Here is a 21,440-nt window from a genome sequence, read left to right as displayed (position 1 = left end):
GGCTCAGCGCCAGCCGTTGAGGGCGACGTCGAGCTCCTCGGCGCGCGTGGGGACGCTGCGGGCCGCGAGGGCGAGCACGCGGTGGATGCCGCGGTGCACCATCCCCTCCCAGCCCGGGAGGGGCCAGCGGGTCTGCACGAAGAAGACGTAGCGGGCCTCGTCGGTGTCGTTCCACGCCTCGTGCTCGCAGGCGTCGTCGAAGGCGAGGCTCTTGCCGTCCTCCCACACGATGACCTCGTCGGCCACCTGGAGGCGGCACGCGCCGATCGGCTCGGGCACCTTCACCCCGAGCTGGTAGCGCAGGGCACGGAACGGCCCGCGGTGCAGCGGGATGTGGGTGCCGCCGTCGAGGACGGTGAACCCCGCGATCTCGAGGTCGGGGATCCCGCGGCACACCTCGGCGGTGGCGGGGCAGCGGGCCGCGTTCGCCTCCACCCAGGAGCCGAACGAATAGAGGATGTAGGTGGTCCAGGGACCCTCGGCGCCGAGCTCCTCGCCCATCACCTCGTTGATGTCGGGCATCTGGATGCCCGTGGCGAGCAGGTCGTCGAGCTCACGGCGGATGTCGGGCCAGTGCGCGGCCACTGCGGGCGCCCAGGGGATGGTGAGCGGGTCGATCGACTGGTTGGTGATGGGGAAGTGCCGGTCGATGAGCCAACGGTCGAGGTCGACGAGCTTGGAGAGCGTGTTCTCGATGCGCTCCATCGCCGACTGGCGGCGCCGTGCGTTCATGCGCGGATGCTACCCGCGCGCCCCGATGGACCAAGATGGCGCCGGTGCTGAGCTCGTTCCCCAGCCGGCGGCGTTCCTCGGTCGTCGTGTTGCACGCCGGCGATCCCGCCGTACCGGCCGTGCACCTCGTGCCCGGCGGCGGTGGGCAGGTGGCGCCGCTCGTCCCGCTGGCCCGTGCCCTCGGCGAGCGGCGCCCGGTGCTCGCGCTCGCCTCGCCATTGGCCGGGCTGCGCCCCGAGCGGTTCACCAGCGTGGGCCGGTTGGCCCTCCGCCACGTGGCCGACCTGCGACGCCACCCCCACGTCGGCCCGTATCGCCTCGTGGGTCTCGGTACCGGCTCGGTGGTCGCCTTCGAGACCGCGCGGCTCCTGCGCCGGGAGGGGCTCGAGGTCGCCGTGGTGGTGGCCGTGGACGGCGGCCCCGGCCATCTCGGGCCGGACCATCAGCGACCGCCCCGGCCCCGTCCATGGTCACCCGGCCGGGCCGCGGCGGCAGCCGAGCGCCGGCAGTGGGACCTCACGATGGGTCGCTGGTCCCCGCGCGGCTACGACGGTCCGCTGCACCTCCTCTGGGCCGAGGGCACGGCCTCGATGGGCCCCACACAGGGGTGGGGCCCGTGGGCGGCGTCGGTGCACGTGGTGCGCCTCCCCGTGGCCCACCGCGACCTGCTGACCGACGCCGGCACCGGGCCCCTCGCGACGGCGCTCGAGCCACTGCTGGAGGACCCGGTGGCCGCGGCCCCGTCGCCCGCTCCCGGCTCGCCCGCCGGACCGGGCCCTGCGTAGTCTCCCGCCATGGACATCGATGGAGTTTCCGCAATCGTCACCGGCGGCGCCTCGGGCCTCGGTGAGGCGACCTCTCGCCGCCTGGCCGCCCAAGGCGCACGCGTGGTGGTGCTCGACATGCAGGACGACAAGGGCAACGCTCTCGCCTCCGAGCTCGGCGGCATCTTCGTGCACGCCGACGTCACGAGCACCGAAGAGGTACAGGCCGCGGTCGACGCCGCCAGCGAGCTCGGCCCGCTGCGCGTCCTCGTCAACTGCGCCGGCATCGGGTGGGCGCAGCGCACGGTCGATCGCAGCGGGGGCCCCGCCGACCTCGGTGCGTTCGAGAAGGTGGTCTCGGTCAACCTGGTCGGCACCTTCAACTGCATCCGGTTGGCAGCCTCGGCCATGAGCCAGACCGAGCCCGGCGAGTACGGCGAGCGCGGTGCGATCGTCAACACCGCCTCGGTGGCGGCCTTCGACGGCCAGATCGGCCAGGCCTCGTACTCCGCCTCCAAGGGCGGCGTCGTGGGCATGACCCTGCCCATCGCCCGCGATCTCGCCGCCGTGGGCGTCCGGGTCAACACCATCGCCCCGGGCCTCATCGACACGCCCCTGCTGGGCCTCCTGCCCGACGAGCAGAAGGACGTGCTGGCCCAGAGCGTGCTGTTCCCCAAGCGCCTCGGCACGCCCGACGACTTCGCGTCGCTGGCGCTCGAGCTCGTCACCAACGGCTACCTCAACGGGGAGACCTTCCGCCTCGACGGCGGCATCCGGATGCCCCCCAAGTGAGTCGGACCGCCCGTCGGGCGTGATCGGACGGTCGCTCCGGTGGCCGGTGCACCCGGGGGTCGGGCGGCGTCAGCGAGGCGCCGACCCGGCCCCCAGTCGCGTCCGGAGGCCGACGCCGATGTGGTCGACCGCCGGAGGGTCCATGAGCGACTCATGGCGACCAGGCACCGGATGGACCACCACCTCGGCGCCGGTGCGGCCCCAGCCCATGGTCGCGTCGGTGCCCTCGGTCGTCTCGGCCCAGAAGAGGTCGATGCGCCCGTCGTAGGGCGACGGTGCCCAGTCGGGCCCGACGAGGTGCCAGTGTGACCACCACGCGAACCACAGCCGCTGGTCGGCGGGCACCGAGCCGCCCTGGCGGGCCCGTCGCCGCCACCGCCGGGGGAGGACCCAGCGGTTCAGCCAGAGACGCCGTGCGGGCCGGGCCCAGCGGGGGAGACGACCGGTGGGCCCCTCGACCGCGTCGCGGAGGTAGGGGAGGGGTGGCTCCCGCCGCCGCGAGTAGTCGAGGCCCCGATAGCCGGGACCCACGTCGACGATGCCGAGCAGGGCGACCTCGTCGCCGCCGGCTCGCAGGAGGCGGGCAATCTCGAACGCGAGGATCCCGCCGAACGAGTAGCCGGCGAGGTGGTACGGGCCCTCGGGTTGCACCGCCCGCACCCCCTCGACGTAGTGCGCGGCGAGGGACCCGATGGTGAGGAAGTCGGCCCGACCCTCGAGGAAGGGGGACTCGAAGCCGTACGTCGCCTGGTTGCCCCCGGCGGCCTCGGCCAGGGGGCGGAAACGCCACGCCGAGCCCTGGAGGTCGTGGGTGAGGAACAGGGGCGGCAGGGCGGCGTCGCCCTCCCGGATCGCCACGACGAGCGGGTGCGACGACGCCGCCGCCTGCGCATCGGCGGCGGCGGCGAGAGCCTCGACGGTGGTGGCCTCGAGGAACACCGCCATCGGCAGGCGCACGCCGGTGCGCTCCTCGAGCAGGACGAGCATGCGGGCCGCCAGGAGGCTGTAGCCGCCGAGGGCGAAGAAGTCCTCGTCCCGGGGCACCGGGGACACACCCAGCAGCTCCTCCCAGATGGCGGTGAGGGCGACGGCGAGGGGGTGGTCGGGAGTGGCGTCTCCGGAGCCTTCAACGTCACCGAGGTCGGGTCCTTCGCCCCCTCCGTCGGAGTCCCCGGACGTCGTCGCCCGGTCCGGGAGGGGGGTCACGACCTCGGGTGCCGGGACCACCGCGGCGGTGGGTGCGGCGCGCAGCGACGGTCGGGCATCGGCCGCCGCCGCGTCGAGGAGCAGGACGGTGTGCAGCCCGGGGAGGGCGTCGCCGCCGGCGGCGTCGACGAGCGCCACGGATGAGGGCGTCGAGGCCAGCACGGAGGCGCGCTCGGCCGCCAGCCACGCCCGAAGCTCGGCCGACGGCCATCGGGCGGGCTCGCGGAGCACGACCGTGGCGCCGGCCCAAAGGGCCGCGAGCACGCCACGGCGGCCCGGGGCCGAGGCGAGGGGGACGGGGACGGCGACCCGGTCGCCGGGCGTGAGCCCGGCGACGGCCGCGTCGGCCCGGGCCTGTGCGGCAAGGGTGGCGTGCGTCGACCACCGCAGGGGGTGGTCGGGCGAGGTGGTCGGCGCGACGACGGCGGCATCGGCCGCGCTCGGCCCGGCTGTCCGTGGGGTGCCGGACCCGCGAGGGGAGGGCGCGGTCGTGTCCATGACGGCCCGACGGGTGCGACGGGACAGCTCGGCGCGTTCAGCGCGGTCGCCGCCGGTCGCCACGATGAGACCGACGGGGCCGGCGGTGAGCCAGCGCCGCAGGAGCGGGTCCGGGGCGGCGGGCTCCACGACCAGTGCGGCCCGGCCCGCGGCGAGGACGCCGAGCAGCCCGACGACCGGCTCGGCCGTGCCCGCAGGGGCCCAGACCCCGACCGGGCCGGGGCCCGGATCGGCCTCGGTGACCTGGGTCGCGGCCCGGGCCGCCCACTCGTGCACCTCGCGGTAGGTGAGCACGCTGGCCCCGGCCTCGAGGGCGACGGCGTCGGGCCGGTCGGCCGCGAGTGCCCCCAGCCGGGCCACGACGGTCTCGTGGGTGTCGTCGACCAGCGGGACCGCGGCGGGCGGGGTCGGATGGGTGGTCACCGTGGTATCCCCAGTGCGGCGAGCGTCGCCCGACCCGCCTGGTCGACGAGGTGGGGACGGGCCGCCTCCCGAGAGCGGTCCACGAGCGCGGTTGTCGCCGTCGGGTCCGTCACCACGGCGGTGAGGAGATCGTGCAGGCCTTCTGCGTCCGTCGCCTCGACCGCGCCTCGGATCCCGACCGGGAGGCCGGCGAGCACCGGTACGCCCCGCACGGCGGCCTCCGCCACGAGGAGTCGGTCGGCGGGGCCGACCACGACGAGCGCGACCACCTCGTCGAGGTGGTCGCGGGCGTGCTGAGGCGTCCAGTCGACGACCTCGTGCTCGAAGCCGGCGTACCGGTCGTCGGCCCACCTCGCCGCCGGGTCGCCGTCCCCGCGGACCCACGCGACGGCAGGGGGCGGGAGCGTCGCTCCGGCAAGGACGGCGGCGACGAGTCCAGGTAGGGCATCGTCGTCGCCGGGCCCGGCCCCGACAACGGCGATGCGACCAGGGCCCGCCGGGCTCGACGGGCGGTCGGCGTCGTCGTCGCCCTCGGGACCAGCGACCAGCGGCTCGCCTACGCGGAGCAGCCGCGCCGGGGCGGCGCCCTGCGCCACGAGCGCCGCCGCCACCCGGTCACCGGCGACGAGGAACGAGCTCCCCGCGGACACCGCGCGATCGACCAGCGGCGCATCGTCGTCGCCCAGCCACACGGCCACCTCCCGGCCCGCGCGCGGCGGCAGCCATTCGAGCAACGCCACGGTGTCGGCCCCGCCCAGCACCAGGAGGTCTGCGTCCGCGAGGGGCGCCAGGAGGCGGCGCAGGCGCCGGCTCTTCCAGGCCCGGGCGAGGGGGGTGAGACGGGCGGCCGCGAGGGCACGGGCGGGCACCGCCTCGTTGATGGCGCCGGCGTCGAGGACGGCCGCGACGCGTCGGAACTCGGCCACGCGCTCCCCGGTCTGCCAGCAGACGACGGTGGGCGGTGCCCCGCGTGCCTCGGCCAGCCAGGAGACGAGGGTGAGCAGGGCGTCGGTGCGCACGTGGTCGCCGGCGTCGGGCACGACGACCACGGGCTCGCCCGGCACCGCGACCAGGCGCGGGACGGACGACCGGGGCATCGCCGGTCAGCGTAGGGGAGCGGGCCGACCGGCCGATCCGGCCGTCAGTCCAGCGGGGGGAGCGCGGGCCGTCCCCGCCCGGCCAGCAACGCGGCGTGGTCGGCCATGGCGAGGAGCTCGGCATCGCCCGAGGAGTTCCCGTAGGCCCACAGCTCGACGTCGTCGGCCTCGCCCGTGGCGGCCAGCCACTCGCGGAGGCGCACCTCCTTCTGCGGGCCGCGGACGTTGGGACGCACCATCTCGCCCGACAGGCGGCCGTCGGCGCCGACCGCCAGCTCGACGGCGATGACCTGGTCGAAGCCGAGGCGCTCGCCCAGGAGCGGGTCGAGGTAGGTGACGAGGGAGGCGGAGACGGCGACGAGCTCGTGCCCGGCCCGGCGGTGGGCCTCGACCCGCTCGCGCATCTCGGGACGCAGCACGCCCTCGAGGCGCTCGGCGTAGCTCCGGCCGAGATCGGCGAGGCGGTCGGGATCGTCGCCCCGGGTCAGGCGGCGCAGTAGCTGGGCCTTGGCGTGGTCCCGCCGGTGGACCTCGGCTTCGAGGCGCCACGGGGGGCCCACGGAGGCGGCGACCTGGAGGAGGCGCCGGCGCCCGTAGCTGCGGGCGAGGAAGGGGACCAGGGTGTCCCGCGGCGTCAGGGTGCCGTCGAAATCGAACGCCGCCACGCGGCGGGGGGTGCTCACCCGCCGGCGGGGGTGGGGGCGAGCAGCGTCTCGAGCGCGGGACCCAGCTCGGGCTGGGAGAACGCGTAGCCCGACTCGGTGAGCCGCTCGGGCAGCACCCGCTGGCTGGCGAGGAGGAGCTCGTCCACGAGCTCGCCACCGAAGAGGAGCTTGGGCCCGAAGCCGGGCACGGGCACGACGGTGGGGCGGTGCAGGGCGGCGCCGAGGGCCTCGGTGAAGGCCCGATTGGTGACGGGGTCGGGAGCGGTGAGGTTCACCGGGCCCTCGACCTCGTGGTCGAGCAGGTGGCAGATGGCGCCGACCTCGTCCTCGATGGCGATCCAGCTCATGTACTGGCGGCCGCTCCCGATGCGCCCCCCGAGCCCGACCTTGAACAGCGGGAGCTGCTTGGCCAGGACACCGCCGTGCGGATCGAGGACGATGCCGGTGCGGATGTGGGCCACGCGCACGCCGGCGGCGCGGGCCGGGTCGGCCGCGGCCTCCCATTGGCGGCAGACATCGGCGAGGAAGCCGTCGCCGATCGGGGAGGCCTCCGTCAGCACCTCGTCACCACGGTCGCCGTACCAGCCGATGGCGGAGCCGCTGATCAGCACCCTCGGCCCGTCGCCGGCCTCGGCCAGGCGCTCCGCGAGCAGCGTGGTGCCGGCGGTCCGACTCGTGAGGATCCGGTCCTTCTGGGCGGGCGTCCACCGCTTCTCGGCGATGCCCTCACCGGCGAGGTGGACCACGGCGTCGAGGCCGTCGAGGTCGGACGCCGCGAGCCGCCCGGCGCCCGGGTCCCACCGGATCTCGTCGGGCCCCTCGGGCGCGTGGCGGACGACCCGGACCACCCGGTGACCATCGGCGAGCAGCCGGGTGCGCAGCGCCTCCCCGATGAGGCCGGTCGAACCGGTGATGGCGATGTCCATCGCCCCAAGCTACAAGGGGCCTGTGGCGGGCGACCCGGTCCAGGTCGTGACGCTGGTGGCGCGGGTGGCCCCGGTCAGGGCTCCACGAGCTCGAGGCGGTAGCGCTGGTCGCCGTCGGTGGTCTCGGCGGCCCGGGTCGCCGTGCCGTCGTCGGCGACCTCCCAGCCACCGCCGCGCTCGGCGGTGTACCCCGCCTCGGGTGACACCGAGAGGGTCATCGTGTCCGGGTTCACCGTCGGCTGGTTGGCCACGGTGAGGCGGTAGGTGTCCGACGCGTCGATCGTGCCGGACAGGCGGAGCTCGATGGTGACGGTCTGCCCCGCGGGGATGTTGATCCTCGCCGAGTACACGAACATGCCGAACTCCTGCTCGGAGGTCATGAACTGGGCCCCCTCGCCCAGCGCCGACCGGGCGACGGCGTCGTCGAGCTGGAGCGGGCTGTAGACGGAGAAGTTCACGCCACTGGTGCCGAGCGGCGTGTCCCCGCCGCGGATCCGGTCGCCGCTGCTCAAGATCACGTCGGGCAGGCCGCTGGGCGGCGCGTTGTTGGCGATGGTGATGGTCGCGGTGGCCTCCACGGCGCCGGTGGTGGGGTCGTAGGAGGCGGCGTAGTCGATCGTGCGCTCCATGAAGATGTCGATCTTGTTGTTGGCCGCATTGTTGGTCACCAGCCCGAAGAGATCGCCGCCACGGGCGCGGGGGAACGCGCCGTCGAGGCCCACCTGCTCGAAGAAGGCCTGCTCGTCCTCGGCCGCGCCGAAGGCCATGAGTCGGCCCTGGTCGACCATGGGACCGAGGAGCTCGGTGACCTGGCGGGGGCCGGGGAGGTCGCCCGTGGTCAGGAGGTCGAAGGTCTTCTGCGTCGCCTCCTCCAGGAAGTCCTTGCGGTCGGCGCGCTGGTCGAAGGTGAGGTACTGCTGGCGCAGCAGGACGTCAGCGGCGTTCTCGGCGGTGAGGGGCTCGGGGTAGCCGGTCACGGTGATGGGGCCCGTGAAGTTCAACATGGCCTGGAGGGCGACCGGGTCGACGGCGATCACCCCGTCGACGGGCTGGCCGCCGGCCTGCGGGTACAGCTCCGAGAGCACCTGGCCGACCGACGGCATGTCCGGGGACAGCCCCGCGTCGCCCATGTAGTCGGGGATGTTGAAGCGGTCGTATCGGGCCAGGTACTCCTCGGGGCCGCTGAGGGTGGCGTTGTTGGCCCGGGCGGGCAGCTCGACGTCCTCGATGCTGCCCGAGCGCGTCAGCTGGAGGTCGCCGTCGATCGCGGTGAGCTCGCCGAAGCTGCCCATGAACCCGCCCAGCGAGCGGTTCTCGCTCGGGGTCAGGAAGGCCAGGAAGTAGTGGCGCTCGCCTTCGCCGCCGAGCAGGGCGGGAGCCAGCTCGACACCCTGGATGGCGATCTGCGCGTCGGGCAGGGCCCGGTCGACCTCGTCGTCGAACTTCTCGACGCGGGAGGCCAGCGGCTGGACCAGCCACGGGGACTGCACGGCGTCCACGGCGTCGGCCGCGCCCTGCAGCGCCGCCTCCGCGTCCCGGAGGGGCTGCTCGAAGCTGGCGACGAGATCGAGGTCGATGGCCCCGTCCTGGAAGCGCAACTCGTCCACGTCGGCGTCGGTGGCAGCCGCGGCGGCGGACGAGGCCAGCGAGGCGCCTTCGTCGCTCATGATCTGGACGGCGGCCGCCTGCTGGCCGAGGACGGGGACGAGACGGGCGGGCAGTGCCCACGGGGCCGTGAGGGTGTCGTGGGCCGTGCCGAACGAGGCGGCCGAGCGGGTGAACCGACGGGCGGCGACCGCTCCCTCACCGTCGCGGGCCTTGTCGAAGCCGTTGCGGGCCTGGGTGATCCCCGAGCTGAGGTCGGGCTGGGCGGAGAAGGCGGCGACCGCGAGACCCACGGCGGCGAGCCCGGCGACCACCACGAACACGGCGATCCCCCAGCCCCAGGCGTTGCGGGTGCGCGACGAGCACCGGCGCAGGCCCGACACGAGGACCGGCAGGGTGGCCGCGGCGGTGATGAGCGCGCTGGCGCCGGTCGGCTCGATGTCATGGAGGCGGAGCAGCACCTGGAGCGCGAGCGCGGCGACGACCGCGCCCACGAGGGGCTGGTACTCCCGGGACCGTCGGTCGAGGGCCGCGGCCACGAACGCGATCAGGAGCGCGGCCAGGCTGATGGCGAGGGCGACGCCACCCTGAGCGGCGGTGGCCGTGACCCCTGCGAGCACGAGCCAGGTCCATCGTCGGGCGCGTGCCGCCGCCAGCACGACCACCAGCGCGAAGCCGGCGGTCCAGGCGAGATCGCTGACGACCCAGCCGGTCGGCTCCGCGCCGCAGAAGGCCGCGGCCACGGCGGCGCCGACGGCGACGACCCACACCAGCGGGGCCACGAAGGCCGGCGGGGTGCGGGGGTCGTCGAGCGTGAGGGTGGGGGTGGAGGTCGCCAAGGGTTTCCGGGAGAGGGCGCGTCGGTGCCGCCGGATCCTACCGGTGGATGCCGCCGGGCTTCCGGCGGCCCGTGGGAGCAGGGCGGTAGCGTCGTCTCGACCATGGCGCCCCCCACCGTCAGCCTGTGCATCCCGGTGTACGAGCCGCAGCCCCGTCACCTCGAGCGCCTGCTGGCCTCGATCGCGGCCCAGGGTCATGACGGTCTCGACGTCGTGCTCACCGACGACTCGGCGACGCCTGGGCTCGACGCCCTCGTCGGGCGGGTGGGACTCGCCGACGTCACCGTCGTGCACAACCCGCAGCGCCTCGGCATGGTCGCCAACTGGAACGAGGCAGGACGTCGGGCCACCGGGGAGCTGATGATGGTGCTCGGCCAGGACGACGAGCTGGGGGACGGGCTGATCGGGCGCTACCTCGAGGCCTTCGCCGAGACCCCGGAGGCGGTGGCCTGCTCGTCGGGGGAGGTGTGGATCGACCACGACGACCGGGAGGTGGCGGTGCCCCGGCGCCCGAACCGACGCGAGCGCATCTTCGTCGCCCAGCGTCGGTACACGCTCGACCAGGACACCCTCGTGCGGCTGTGCCTGCGCAACGGCCAGGTGTACGGCGAGCCCTCGGCGGTCATGTTCCGCCGGGCGGCGTTCGAGGCGGTGGGCGGGTACCGGCAGGACATGGGCCACGTCGCCGACCTCGATCTCGTGCTCCGCCTCGCCGGCCAGGGGCCGGTCCGCTACCTCGCCGAGCCACTCGTGCGGCGTCGCCTCCACGGGGCCATGGCCACCGCCGACCAGCAGGCGAGTGGGGAGACCGCGGCGGCACGCGAGCGCCTCCACCGGGCGTGGGTCGACCACCCGGGCCTCTCCGAGCGTGATCGTCAGCGGGCCCGGGCCTCACTGGTCTCTTGGGCGGCCCGTGACGTCGTGAAGGCGCTCCGCCACCGCCGCTGGGAGGTCGCGCGGGGGCAGGCGGCCGTGGTGCGTCGCTACGCCAGGGTGGCGCCGACCGCGCTGTTCGAGAACGCCACCGAGCTGGTCACCGGCCAGAACCGCGACGCCCGCTGACGCGGGGCTCGCCGCGGGCCGAGGCCGTCGCCGGGTATCGGCTCAGAGGTCGAGCGCCGGCCGGGTGAGGCCCCGCACCTTGCGGGCGGCACGGCGCCACCCCTGCACGTGCCCGATGACGGCCACCCCGTCGCTGTCGGCGACGTAGATGGGGTCGTAGCGGCCGGGGTCGACGTTCGCGCTGCCCTCGCCCGAGCCCTGGTTGGCACTGGCCCCGGGGACGAGGGGGCCGCGGAGCTCGTTCTCGACGATGCGCACGTCCTGGGCGCCCAGGACCCGCACGAAGTTGTTGCGGCACCGACCGACCGAGTTGCGCACGACCCGCACACCGCGGATCGAGGCGCCCGTGCCGATGTCGTCGGCCACGGCGATGCCCGACGCGACGCCTCCGCCCCACAGCACGCCGGTCTCGTGGAAGCCGGCGTCGTCGACGCGGTTGGCCCGGATGGTCACCCCGCTCACGGGGCCGTAGTCGGGCATGGGGCGGATGCCGATGCCGCTGAGGTACGTCCCCGTCACCGTGTTCTCCTCGATGACCACCCGGTCGCAGCCGGCGAGCGCGATGCCGTTGGACCCCGCTCGCTCGATGCGGTTGCGACGCACGATCACGTCGGTGCACTGGTCGGGGTTCCACCAGTTGCCACCCCAGATCGCGATGGCGTCGTCGCCGGTGTCCGCGCACGAGCAGTCCTCGACGAGCACGTCGTGGCAGCCGATCAGGTGGATGCCGTCGGTGCACATGTCGTGGACGTGGACGTCTCGGAGGGTCACCCCGGTGCAGCTGTTGACGTGGAAGCCGATGCGCGGGCCGTTGCACACCTCCACCCGCTCGGCCCGGAACCCGGTGAGGTCGCGGAGGTGCACGTTCATGTCCGCGCTCGTGCGGTTGCCCGGGTCGGGGAGGTTGGAGGTGATGGTCAGATCGCTGATGGAGGTGTCGAGGCCGCCCCCGAAGCGGCCGTCGCCGTGGATGCTGATGCGCACCTTGGGGTACTCGACGTGGTCGAGCAGCACCACCGTCTTGCCGGGGCCGTCGCCGCGGATGTGGAAGCGGCTGAAGGGGAAGGAGTGGTGCCGGTCGTAGCCCGGCAGCGCGCCGAGGCGGTACGTGCCGGCGGGCAGGTACAACGTCGCCCCGGCGTCGGTGTCGAAGGTGGGGCGGGCTGTCCGGAACCCGTCGAAGTCCTTGAAGCAGGCGTCGAGGAGCACCGCGGGCCCGTCGTTGGCCACGCCGTCGCCCACCGCCCCGAACTCGGTGACGTCGAGCACGACGGGTCCGGGGGCCACGGGCGGCGAGGGTAGCCGTGAGGTGGGTCGGCGATCCGGATGCGACCGCGCTCAGATGAAGTCGGAGATGCGGGTTTCCACCGACCGGGTGTAGGCCACGGCGCCGACGAGGAGGGCGAGCCCGAGGGCCAAGTGGACGCCCAGCAGGGCGAGGTTCGGGACGTGGCCGCGCAACACGGCGTCGCGGAACGCTTCGATGGACACGGCCAGGGGGCTCACCCACGCGGTCCACCGGAACGCCGGTGGCAGGATCGCGGCGTCGTACATCACCGGCGTGGCGAAGAAGCCGACGCGCACGACGAGTTGCACCACGTGGGGGATGTCACGCACGAACGCCGCGAGGACGCCCGCCAGGATGCCGAGCGCGGACGCCCACGCGATGAGCACGAGCAAGGGGAGGGGGAACAGCACGACGGTCCAGGTCGGTTCGATTCCCTGGACCAGAGCGAGGATGAACACGGTCACGAGCCCGATGCCGAGATCGGCCAGCGAGGCACCGACCATCGACAGCGGCAGGGCCTCCTTCGGGAAATTCACCTTGGTGACCAGGTCCCTCGACGAGATGAGACTCGAGGCCGACGAACCGAGCGACGTGGCGAAGAAGGTCCACAGGACGAGGCCGCTCCAGGCGAGGCTCAGGTACGGGATGCCCTCGCCGCTGACGTCGAAGCTCTGGGTGAGCACGATGCCGTAGACGACCAGTACCGCGATCGGGCTGATGAGGGCCCACGCGATGTCCAGGACGCTCTGCCGGTAACGGGTGCGCAGCTCGCGGGGGGCGAGCACCCGGACGAGCTCGAACGTCCAGCGCGCCCGCCCGACGGGCCCGGTCGGGAACGACCCGGCCACCGGGAGCGCAGCAGGGGTGACGGCATCCGGTGGCCCTCCGACGGGTGCACCGGCAGCGACCATGGGCGCATACAGTTGCACAGTGCTGCCCGGGGGTGAAGCCGGAGACGACGGCCTCTACGCCCAGCTCGCCCGTCGACGCGGCCTCGGCGAGGTGGTGGTCGAGGAGCGGGAGGAGACCGCCGACGGGACGCGCCAGTGGTACGGCGTGTACCGGTGGGAGCCCGTTCGGGCGGCGCTGGCCGACGAGGGCCTCTCGGCCTGCCTCTACCACGACGAGATGGGCCTCGGCCGGCGCTACGGCGAGGTGCTGCTCGGCATGGACGCTCCGGACCATCGCCACCACCGCGGGGTCCTCCAAGCGTCGTTCTCCCGCGCCGCACTCGGCGGGCGTCTGCGCACGGCCGTCACCGCGCCCGTCGACGCCGCGATCGACGCCCTGGCGGGCGAGGACGGCGCTGATCTGTTCTCGGCGCTGTGCGAGCCGGTCCCGGTGCGTGTGCTCACCGCGCTCCTGGGCCTCTCGGACGAGTGGGCGGATGCCCTGATGGAGCAGGCGGTGGTGCTGGCCCGGAGGGACCCGGGGCGTGCGGTGGTCGTCGCCGACGCGCTCCGGGAGCGGCTGGCTCCGGTCATCGACGAGCGACGATCGGCTCCTGCCGCCCACGACCTGGTCTCCGTCCTCGCCCACGGCACCGTCGCCGGCCGCCCCCTCACCGATCTCGAGGTCTTCAGCCACGTGCGCCTGCTGGCCATCGCCGGGACCGACACGGTCACCCGTGGCCTCGGCAACCTCCTCTCGGGCCTCCTCACCCATCCCGACCAGCTCGAGGCCGTCCGGCGCGACCCGGGCCTGGCCCCCGCCGCCGTCGAGGAGGCGGTGCGCTGGGAGTGCCCCGCGGTCTCCGTGCCGCGCATCGCCCGCCGTCCGGTGCGCCTCGCCGGGACGACCATCCCCGAGGGCGCGGCGGTGCGAGTGGTGCTGGGGGCGGCGAACCACGACCCGGACCGCTGGCCCGACCCCGATCGCTTCGACATCCGACGACCGGCAAAGCCCAATGCCGGCTTCGGCATGGGCGTGCACGCCTGCCTGGGCGTGCACCTGGCCCACGTGCTGCTCGAGCACAGCCTGACCGCGCTCTTGGCGACGTTCCCCAGGCTCCGCCGTGATCCCGACGCCCCCCCGCCCCGCGTCGTCGGCATCGACCTGCGCGCTCCGGATCACCTCTACGCCCGTTGGGACTGACCCTCGGCAGCCTCGGTGGCCGAGGGGTCCCGTACAGTGTCGCCCCAGGAGGTCGTACGAGTGGGTGTGATGCCTGAGGCGGGCTTCGTGGTCCGCGATGGTGGCCGGTGGTGGTCCGCGCCGGTGCCCGGCTCGTCCCCGGCCCCGTGGGATCTGGAGGGGCTGCTCGCAGCCGTCGGCGGTGCGCAGGATCGGCCGATCGCAGCGGCGCGAGGTGTCTCCAGCAGTCCCCTCGGCGACCTCGAGGTGCTGCTCCCCGTGTGGGCGTGGGTCGGACGCATCGTCCCCGGCGGGGTGGAGCTCGAGGGGGCGGGCGGAGGCCGGCTCCTGCTCACGGGCGAGGACCTGGTCGTGCTCGACGTGCTTGACCCAGGCGGGACGGCGGAGGAGGTGGTCGGGCGTGCGCAGCGGGCGGGCGTCGCCGACGCCGGTTCACGACTCGCGTCGCTCACCCACGAGGGTCTCGTGCGGCGCCTCCCCGAGGGAACCGACGTCCCGGTGCCGTCGGCCCCGGCCGTCGCCGCCGCGGCCGCGGACCCCGGTCCCTTCCACGACGGATCGTCGGGCCCTTCCTTCGCGGCGCCGGCCCCCCGGCCCGGGGCGGCGAGCGATCCGGGCGCCACCGACGGGCGCGTGCCCGTCCACGCCGTGTGGCAGGAGCGGGTCGGCCCGGTCCTCGCCCTCGGCATGCTCACGGCCGCGGCCCGGGCATGGGACGGCGGCGCCTTGGCCGGGCGCTACCTCATCGGCCGCCCGGAGACCGCCGAAGCGTGCCTCGCGTCGCTCGCCGACGGCACCGGGCCCGCCGTGCTGCTCTGCTCGAACTACGTCTGGTCGCTGGAGGACAACCTCGACCTGGCGCGCCGGGCGAAGGCGCTGCGCCCCGAACTGGTGGTCATCCACGGCGGCCCGAGCACGCCCAGCTACGACGGCGACGCCCGGGCGTTCCTGTCGGCCCACGGCGACGTGGCCCATGTGCTCGTGCGCGGCGAGGGGGAGGTGACGCTCTGTCGTCTCCTCGAGGCACTCACGACCTCCCTACCCGCGCTCGACGGGGACCGCCTGCGCTCCATCCCCGGGCTGATCTTCCGGGACCCCGTCGATGGCGCCGTCGTGCGCACGGCCGAGCCGGAACGGGTCGCCGACCTGGACGCCTTGCCGTCGCCCTATCTGACGGGGGAGTTCGACCACATTGACCCCTCGGCCTGGCTCTTCGCCGTGTCGATCGAGACGAACCGTGGCTGTCCCTACGGGTGCTCGTTCTGCGACTGGGGGTCGGCGACGCTCTCGCGCCTGCGGAAGTTCGGGGTGGACCGGGTGCTCGCCGAGCTCCGATGGGTGGCCGATCGCGGCATCGCCGGCGTGCAGCTCTGCGATGCGAACTTCGGCATCCTGGCTCGCGACGTCGACATCGCCGCCGGTCTCGCCGACATCAGCCGCGGGCGCGGAGCGCCTCGCATCGTCGCCTTCACGCCGCCGAAGAACACCACCCGCCACATCACGAAGATCTTCGACGCCGTCCTCGACGCCGGCCTGCTCGTATCGACCGCCATCTCCCTGCAGACCATCGACGAGGCGACGCTCGATGCCGTCGACCGGTCGAACATCTCGACCGACCTGTACCTGGCGCTGGCCGCCGATCTCCGCCGCCGGGGCCTTCCCCTCACCGGCGACCTGCTCATCGGGCTGCCCGGCCAGACCTACGACTCGTACCGGGCCGACCTCCAGTTCTTCCTCGACCACCAGATCTCGCCGCGCAGCTGGTCGCTGCGCGCGCTGCCCAACGCCCCCCTGAACGACCCCGGGTACCGGGCCCGCTTCGGGATCGAGACGGGCGCGGACCGCATCATCACGGCGACCTCGACCATGTCCCACGAGGACCGGCGCCGGATGCTGACACTGCGGAAGATGCAGGTGATCGCCGACCAGTACGGCGTGCTCATCCACGTGCTGCGCTTCCTCCAGTGGGACCACGGAGTGGCGGCGACCGCGGTGCTCGACCATCTCCTCGACGTGGTGGCGGGCTCGCCCGACCGCTTCCCGCTGCTGAGCTGGGTCTTCGCCTACTTCGACCTGCACGCCACGGTGCCGGTGGGCTGGGGAGCGTTCTACGACGAGGTGGGCCGTCTGCTGGAGGAGGACTTCGGCCTCGACCCGGGGGCGTCGGACGTCGCCACCGTGCTGGCCGTGCAGCGGGCCCTCATGCCGGCGCCGCAACGGAACTTCCCCGACACGGTGACGCTCGCCCACGACTACGTCGCCTACCACCGCGACGCCACCGCCGGACTATTCGCCACCGGTCACGCCTCGGGGCCCGATCGTCCGCTGCGCTCTCACCCTCAGGCCGAGCTCACCGTGACGGGCGACCCCCTGCACCTGTGCAGCGGAGGGCTGCGCTTCGCCGGCGACAGTCGTGACGAGGCCATGCTCGGTCAGTTCTGGCTCGGGGTGGGCAGCTCGCACGAGCTCCTGAGCCCCCTCACCCGTGTCGCGCCGGCCACCCGGGACCTCGAGCTCGCCGCCGCCGGCGACCGCGCGGCCGCCGGCACCCCTGTCAGGGTCAGGGCCACGATCGGATGACCGCCACCTTCGTGGTCCGCCATCCTCGGGGCTGGGCGCTCGGCGCGGTGACCGATACCGCACCAGCGGTGGCCTCGCTCGGAGACGTCTTGGACGCCCTCCGGCGCGCCGGCGCCACGCCGGCCGGGCCGGCGGGTGGTGAGCGGACCTCGCCGGGGGCGTCGCCGGTCGTCCCGCTGGCTCCGTCCGACGTCGTGGCGCCGGTCTGGCGGTGGGTCGGCGCCGTGACCGCGGACGGGGTGGTGATCGAGGGCAACGACGGCGTGGAGCGGGTGCTCGACCAGGACGACCTGCGCCTGCTCGATCGCCTCGACGGGCCGAGGGTCGTCCGGGAGCTCGCGGAGCTCACCGGGGTCCACGACGCCGCGGCGCGCCTCGGCGACCTCGCCGCCGCGGGGCGCCTGCGCACCCTCGCGCCCGGAGCACCCGAGCCGTGGGCACTACCCGGTCCCGACGACGTCGACGTCGTGGGCGACCTGGGTCCCGACCTCCGCCTCCCGCCGGAGGATCGTCGCTGTCCCACCGACCCCGCGAGGATCGGTGTCCACGCCGTGTGGCAGGAACGGGTCGGTCCCGCGCTGGCGCTGGGGATGCTCACCGCCTCGGCCAGGGCGTGGCGGGGCGGGGCGCTCGGCGAGCACTACGACATCCGCCGTCCCGAGACCCCCTCGGAGTTCCTGGGGGCGCTCGCCGGCGGCGAGGGCCCGGCCGTCCTCCTCTGCTCCAACTACCTGTGGTCGTTGGACCACAACCTGGAGGTGGCCCGCCGGGCCAAGGAGCTCCGCCCGGGCCTCGTGGTCGTCCACGGGGGGCCCAGCACCCCGAAGTACGAAGACGACGCGGCGAGGTTCCTGGAGACCCACGGTGACGTGGCCGACGTCCTGGTGCGGGGCGAGGGGGAGCACACCCTCTGCATGCTGCTCGAGGCGCTGGCGCCGACCCTGCCGGCGCTCGACCGCGATCGGTTGCGCGACGTCCCCGGTCTGACGTTCCGGGACCCGGTCGACGGCGCCGTCGTGCGGACCGCCGAGCCGGAACGGGTGGCCGATCTCGATGCCTTGCCGTCGCCCTACCTGACGGGGGAGTTCGATCACATCGACCCGGGTGCCTGGCCCTTCGCCGTGTCGATCGAGACGAACCGCGGGTGCCCGTACGGCTGCACCTTCTGCGACTGGGGCTCGGCCACCCTCTCCCGCATCCGCAAGTTCTCCGCCGAGCGGGTGCTGGCCGAGTTCGAGTGGGTGGCGGCGCGAGGCATCCCCGGCCTCCAGCTCTGCGACGCCAACTTCGGGATCCTCGCACGCGACGTCGACCTCGCCCGGGGCCTCGCCGACATCCGGCGTCGCACCGGCAGCCCGACCGGGCTCGGCTTCACCCCACCCAAGAACACCACGCGCCACATCACCCGGATCTTCGACGAGGTGATGGACGCCGGCTTCCTGATCTCGACGGCGATCTCGCTCCAGAGCATCGACGAGCAGACCCTTGCGGCGGTCGACCGCTCGAACATCTCGACCGATCACTACCTCGCCATGGCCGCCGACCTGCGCCGGCGCGGCCATCCCCTGATGGGCGACCTCCTGCTCGGCCTTCCCGGGCAGACCTTCGAGTCGTACCGCCGCGACCTCCAGTTCTTCGTGGACCACCAGATCATGGCCCGTACCTGGGTGCTCAAGGTGCTGCCCAACTCACCGTTGAACGAGCCGGGCTACCGCGCCCGGTTCCGCCTGCGCATCGACGATCAGGGCCTCGTGACCTCGACCGCCCAGCTGTCGCCGGCCGAGCGTGACCGGGCCCTGGCGCTGCGCCGGGCGGAGATCATCGCCAACCGGCTCGGGGTGTTGCGCCACGTGGGCTGGTTCCTCCACTGGGATCACGACATCACCCTGACGGCGCTTCTCGACCACCTGCTGGCGGTCACGGCCGCCACCCCGGAGCGGTTCCCGCTCCTGACCTGGTTGTGCGCGCAGTTCGACCTGCACCCGACCGCGCCGGTCGGTTGGCGGGCGTTCTACGGCGAGGTGGGACGACTCCTCGCGGAGGACTTCGGCCTCGATCCGGCGGCGTCGGATCTGCTTACGGTCCTCCGGCTGCAACGGGCCCTCATGCCCGCCCCCGGGAGGCGGCTCCCCCAGACGGTCGAGCTCGACCACGACTACGAGCGCTACCACCGCGAAGGGTCGGCGACCCTCCTCACCACGGGTCGGGCGTCGACGCCGCCGCGACCCCTCGCCGCCTACCCGCCGGCCACCTTCACGGTCACCGGCGATCCATTGCAGCTGTGCGAGCTTGGCCTGCACTTCTCCGGGGACAGTCGCGATCTCGTGTTCGAAGGGGACTTCGCCATCGGCCAGAACACCGCCAACGAGCTGGCCTCGCCGCTCATGGTGCGCCTCCCGGTGTTCAGCGGGGCGGCGCCCAGGCCGGTCGACGCGACCGACGCCGCCCTCGTCGGGTGAGCGGCGGGCGCCCCACCGTCCGTGTCCGGGGGCTGTCCAAGGCCTACGGCGCACCGGGCGGACGCACGGGCATGGGGGCCGCCCTGCACCCGGGGACCGACCCCGAGGTCACCGAGCTCGCGCTGCGGGCCATCGACCTCGACGTGGAGTGTGGCGAGTCCCTCGGCATCATCGGGCCGAACGGCGCCGGCAAGTCGACCCTCCTGAAGATCATCGCCGGCATCACGCGTCCGACTGCGGGATCGATCGAGGTCGTCGGCACCGCCCGCTCCGTCATCGAGCTCGGGGCAGGGTTCCACGACGATCTCACCGGCCTGGAGAACCTCCGGTGCCTCGGGGTCCTCCACGGCCAGACGCTCGCCCAGATCGACGAGGCGACGGAGCGGGTGGTTGCGTTCGCGGGCCTCGAGGACGCCATCGACCTCCCGATGAAGCAGTACTCGATGGGCATGCGCGCCCGCCTGGCCTTCGCGGTCGTCACCGACGTGCGTCCCGACGTCCTCGTCGTCGACGAGGTGCTGGCCGTCGGCGATCAGGACTTCCAGGCGAAGTGCTTCGCCCACATCGGGGCGATGGTCGCCGAGGGGACCACCCTCGTCTTCGTCTCCCACGAGATGGGCATGGTCGCCACCGTGTGCGGACGCGTCATCCAGCTCCGCAACGGCAGGATCGTCGATGACGGCCCCACCCGAGAGGTGATCGAGCGCTACCTGACCCGGTCGGCGGCACGCATCCCTGCGGACCGCGGGTCGACCGCACGGCTCCACCCCGTGGGCGTGGAGACCGGGGCCACCGGACCCGACTCGCTGCGGGTGACGGTCGACGTGGACCTGGCGGAGCCTCTGGCGAACCCGGCGATCGGCTTCGACGTCGTGCTCCCGATGGTGGCGCCCGACCAGGTCGTCAGCTCGTCCACCGAGGCGCTGGCGTCGCTGTCGGCGCCGGGCCGCTACCGCCTCACCGGGTCGACCGACCAGGTCTGGGGCGTGGGGCGGAACATGCGCTTCGTGGTCAGCCTCGTCGACCGTGAGCGCCAGCGGGTGCTGGACCGCACGGCCCTCGATGCCGAGGTCGTGGGCGAGCTGGCGGGTCGCCGTCTCACCTCCATGGGCGTGGCCATGACCGTGCCGATGCGCTGGGAGCTGCACCCCGAGTCCGAGGACGGCCACGCGGGTCTGCGCAGCTCCGGCGGGTCGCGTCGTTCGCTCCACCCTCCGGTCGTCGTGCTCGACGGGGTCACGAAGCGCTACCGCTCACGCACGCACGGGGCGTCGCTTCGGCCCGCGCTCCCGGGTCGGTCCGGTGCGCTCCGCCACCCCGACGTGATCGCCCTCGATGGCCTCCGGGCCGAGATCGGTCCCGGCGAAGCGGTCGGCCTCATCGGCCCCAACGCCTCGGGCAAGACGACCCTGCTGCGGGTCATCGCCGGTGTCACCGCCCCGGACGCGGGCACCGTGGCCGTCCGCGGGCGGGTGGTGTCGCTCCTCGAGCTCGGCTCCGGGTTTCTGGGGGACCTCACCGGCCGTGAGAACCTTCGTGTGCTCGGTCGGCTGATGGGGGTCGCCGCCCGCGACCTCGACGATCACGTGGACGAGGCCGTCGAGCTCGCCGGCCTCGGTGCGGTCATCGATCATCGACTGAAGACCTACTCGACGGGCATGACCGCACGGCTCGGCCTGTCGATGGCCCTCGTGTGCCCGGCGGACCTGCTCCTCATCGACGAGGTGCTCGCGGTGGGCGACGAGGAGTTCCGGCGGGTGGCCATCGACCGACTCGCGGCGCGGGGACGCGAGGGTCTCTCGGTGGTGTTCGTGTCCCACGACCTGCAGCTGATCGAGCAGGTGTGCGAGCGCGTGCTCCGCCTCGATGGCGGCCGCTGCGTCGATGACGGCCCGACCGATGTCGTCGTCGGGGCCTATGCCGGGACGAGCTGGGCCGGCGGCGCCCATGACGCGGAGGGAGGCGTGCGCCTTCCCCGGTTGGACGTGGACCGCCGGCACGTGCCGAACGGAGGCACCCTGACCGTCGAGGGGGTGCTCTTCGTGGACGAGCCCGTCCCCGATGCCCGCCTCGAGGTGGCCCTTCGCTCGCCACCGCACAGCCGGGACATCGTGCTCTCGTTGGAGGAGCGCGAGGCCCTGAGCGCCGTCATCGAGACCGTGGTCCTCCCAGGCGAGGAGCTCACCCAGGCCGGCCGGTACCGCTATCGGTGCACCGCCTCGGTCGGCCGTCTGGTCGGCGTGGTCGACGTGGTGGTCACCGCCGTGGACCAGCACCGTCAGGTGGTCCTCGCCGAAGCGTGGGAGCAGGTGGTCATCGGATCACCCGAGGCGGGTTCGCACGTGACCTTCGTTCCGGGCATCGACTGGACGGTGCAGCGCCTCGAGCAGGGGTGACGGGAGGACCCCGG

The 21,440-nt window shown here is 73.8% G+C and carries 15 protein-coding genes; 7 read left to right on the top strand and 8 right to left on the bottom strand.

The window, feature by feature from the left end; all coding sequences use genetic code 11:
• Nucleotides 1-3: 3 nt before the first annotated feature.
• A complete protein-coding gene (locus JNK12_01680) occupies nt 4-732 on the bottom strand; it encodes an aspartyl/asparaginyl beta-hydroxylase domain-containing protein (protein MBL8774604.1) in 729 nt (242 codons plus the stop codon).
• Nucleotides 733-776: 44 nt separating this feature from the next.
• Between JNK12_01680 and JNK12_01675 the strand changes: the two genes are divergently transcribed.
• Both JNK12_01675 and JNK12_01670 read left to right on the top strand, forming a co-directional pair.
• Nucleotides 777-1,517, top strand: coding sequence for a hypothetical protein (locus JNK12_01675; GenBank protein ID MBL8774603.1), 741 nt, complete (start codon nt 777-779; stop codon nt 1,515-1,517).
• 9 nt (nt 1,518-1,526) lie between these two features.
• Complete coding sequence (locus JNK12_01670) at nt 1,527-2,288, top strand: SDR family NAD(P)-dependent oxidoreductase (GenBank protein ID MBL8774602.1); 762 nt, start codon at nt 1,527-1,529, stop codon at nt 2,286-2,288.
• A gap of 69 nt (nt 2,289-2,357) precedes the next feature.
• On the opposite strand, the gene JNK12_01665 is transcribed toward JNK12_01670, so the two are convergent.
• The 5 genes from JNK12_01665 to JNK12_01645 form a co-directional block, all read right to left on the bottom strand.
• On the bottom strand, nt 2,358-4,415 hold the full coding sequence (locus JNK12_01665) for a hypothetical protein (GenBank protein MBL8774601.1): 2,058 nt from the start codon (nt 4,413-4,415) through the stop codon (nt 2,358-2,360).
• On the bottom strand, nt 4,412-5,512 hold the full coding sequence (locus JNK12_01660; GenBank protein ID MBL8774600.1) for a hypothetical protein: 1,101 nt from the start codon (nt 5,510-5,512) through the stop codon (nt 4,412-4,414). Before JNK12_01660 ends, JNK12_01665 begins: the two co-directional genes overlap by 4 nt.
• Before the next feature lie 44 nt (nt 5,513-5,556).
• Entirely contained in the window at nt 5,557-6,177 is a 621-nt protein-coding gene (locus tag JNK12_01655) for an HAD-IB family hydrolase (protein MBL8774599.1), read from the bottom strand.
• Nucleotides 6,178-6,191: 14 nt separating this feature from the next.
• Nucleotides 6,192-7,103, bottom strand: a complete 912-nt coding sequence (locus JNK12_01650) for a TIGR01777 family oxidoreductase (protein ID MBL8774598.1) — start codon at nt 7,101-7,103, stop codon at nt 6,192-6,194.
• A gap of 74 nt (nt 7,104-7,177) precedes the next feature.
• Nucleotides 7,178-9,547, bottom strand: a complete 2,370-nt coding sequence (locus JNK12_01645; GenBank protein ID MBL8774597.1) for a DUF4012 domain-containing protein — start codon at nt 9,545-9,547, stop codon at nt 7,178-7,180.
• A gap of 102 nt (nt 9,548-9,649) precedes the next feature.
• On the opposite strand from JNK12_01645, the gene JNK12_01640 reads away from it, so the two are divergent.
• Nucleotides 9,650-10,609, top strand: a complete 960-nt coding sequence (locus JNK12_01640) for a glycosyltransferase family 2 protein (GenBank protein ID MBL8774596.1) — start codon at nt 9,650-9,652, stop codon at nt 10,607-10,609.
• 42 nt (nt 10,610-10,651) lie between these two features.
• On the opposite strand, the gene JNK12_01635 is transcribed toward JNK12_01640, so the two are convergent.
• Both JNK12_01635 and JNK12_01630 read right to left on the bottom strand, forming a co-directional pair.
• Complete coding sequence (locus JNK12_01635) at nt 10,652-11,896, bottom strand: right-handed parallel beta-helix repeat-containing protein (protein ID MBL8774595.1); 1,245 nt, start codon at nt 11,894-11,896, stop codon at nt 10,652-10,654.
• Between the two features lie 51 nt (nt 11,897-11,947).
• Nucleotides 11,948-12,808, bottom strand: a complete 861-nt coding sequence (locus tag JNK12_01630) for an ABC transporter permease (GenBank protein MBL8774594.1) — start codon at nt 12,806-12,808, stop codon at nt 11,948-11,950.
• Between the two features lie 19 nt (nt 12,809-12,827).
• On the opposite strand from JNK12_01630, the gene JNK12_01625 reads away from it, so the two are divergent.
• The 4 genes from JNK12_01625 (at nt 12,828) to JNK12_01610 (ending at nt 21,426) form a co-directional block, all read left to right on the top strand.
• A complete protein-coding gene (locus JNK12_01625) occupies nt 12,828-13,991 on the top strand; it encodes a cytochrome P450 (protein MBL8774593.1) in 1,164 nt (387 codons plus the stop codon).
• A gap of 69 nt (nt 13,992-14,060) precedes the next feature.
• Complete coding sequence (locus tag JNK12_01620) at nt 14,061-16,571, top strand: B12-binding domain-containing radical SAM protein (GenBank protein MBL8774592.1); 2,511 nt, start codon at nt 14,061-14,063, stop codon at nt 16,569-16,571.
• Nucleotides 16,568-19,030: a B12-binding domain-containing radical SAM protein gene (locus JNK12_01615; protein MBL8774591.1), complete on the top strand. Its 2,463-nt coding sequence runs from the start codon at nt 16,568-16,570 to the stop codon at nt 19,028-19,030. Before JNK12_01620 ends, JNK12_01615 begins: the two co-directional genes overlap by 4 nt.
• A complete protein-coding gene (locus JNK12_01610) occupies nt 19,027-21,426 on the top strand; it encodes an ATP-binding cassette domain-containing protein (protein ID MBL8774590.1) in 2,400 nt (799 codons plus the stop codon). Before JNK12_01615 ends, JNK12_01610 begins: the two co-directional genes overlap by 4 nt.
• Nucleotides 21,427-21,440 lie beyond the last annotated feature (14 nt).

This window comes from Acidimicrobiales bacterium, from assembly GCA_016794585.1.
GTDB lineage: Bacteria > Actinomycetota > Acidimicrobiia > Acidimicrobiales > DATDAH01 > JAEUJM01.
Note: the sequence above shows the minus strand (reverse complement) of the source record. Positions and strands in the feature narration are given on the sequence as shown.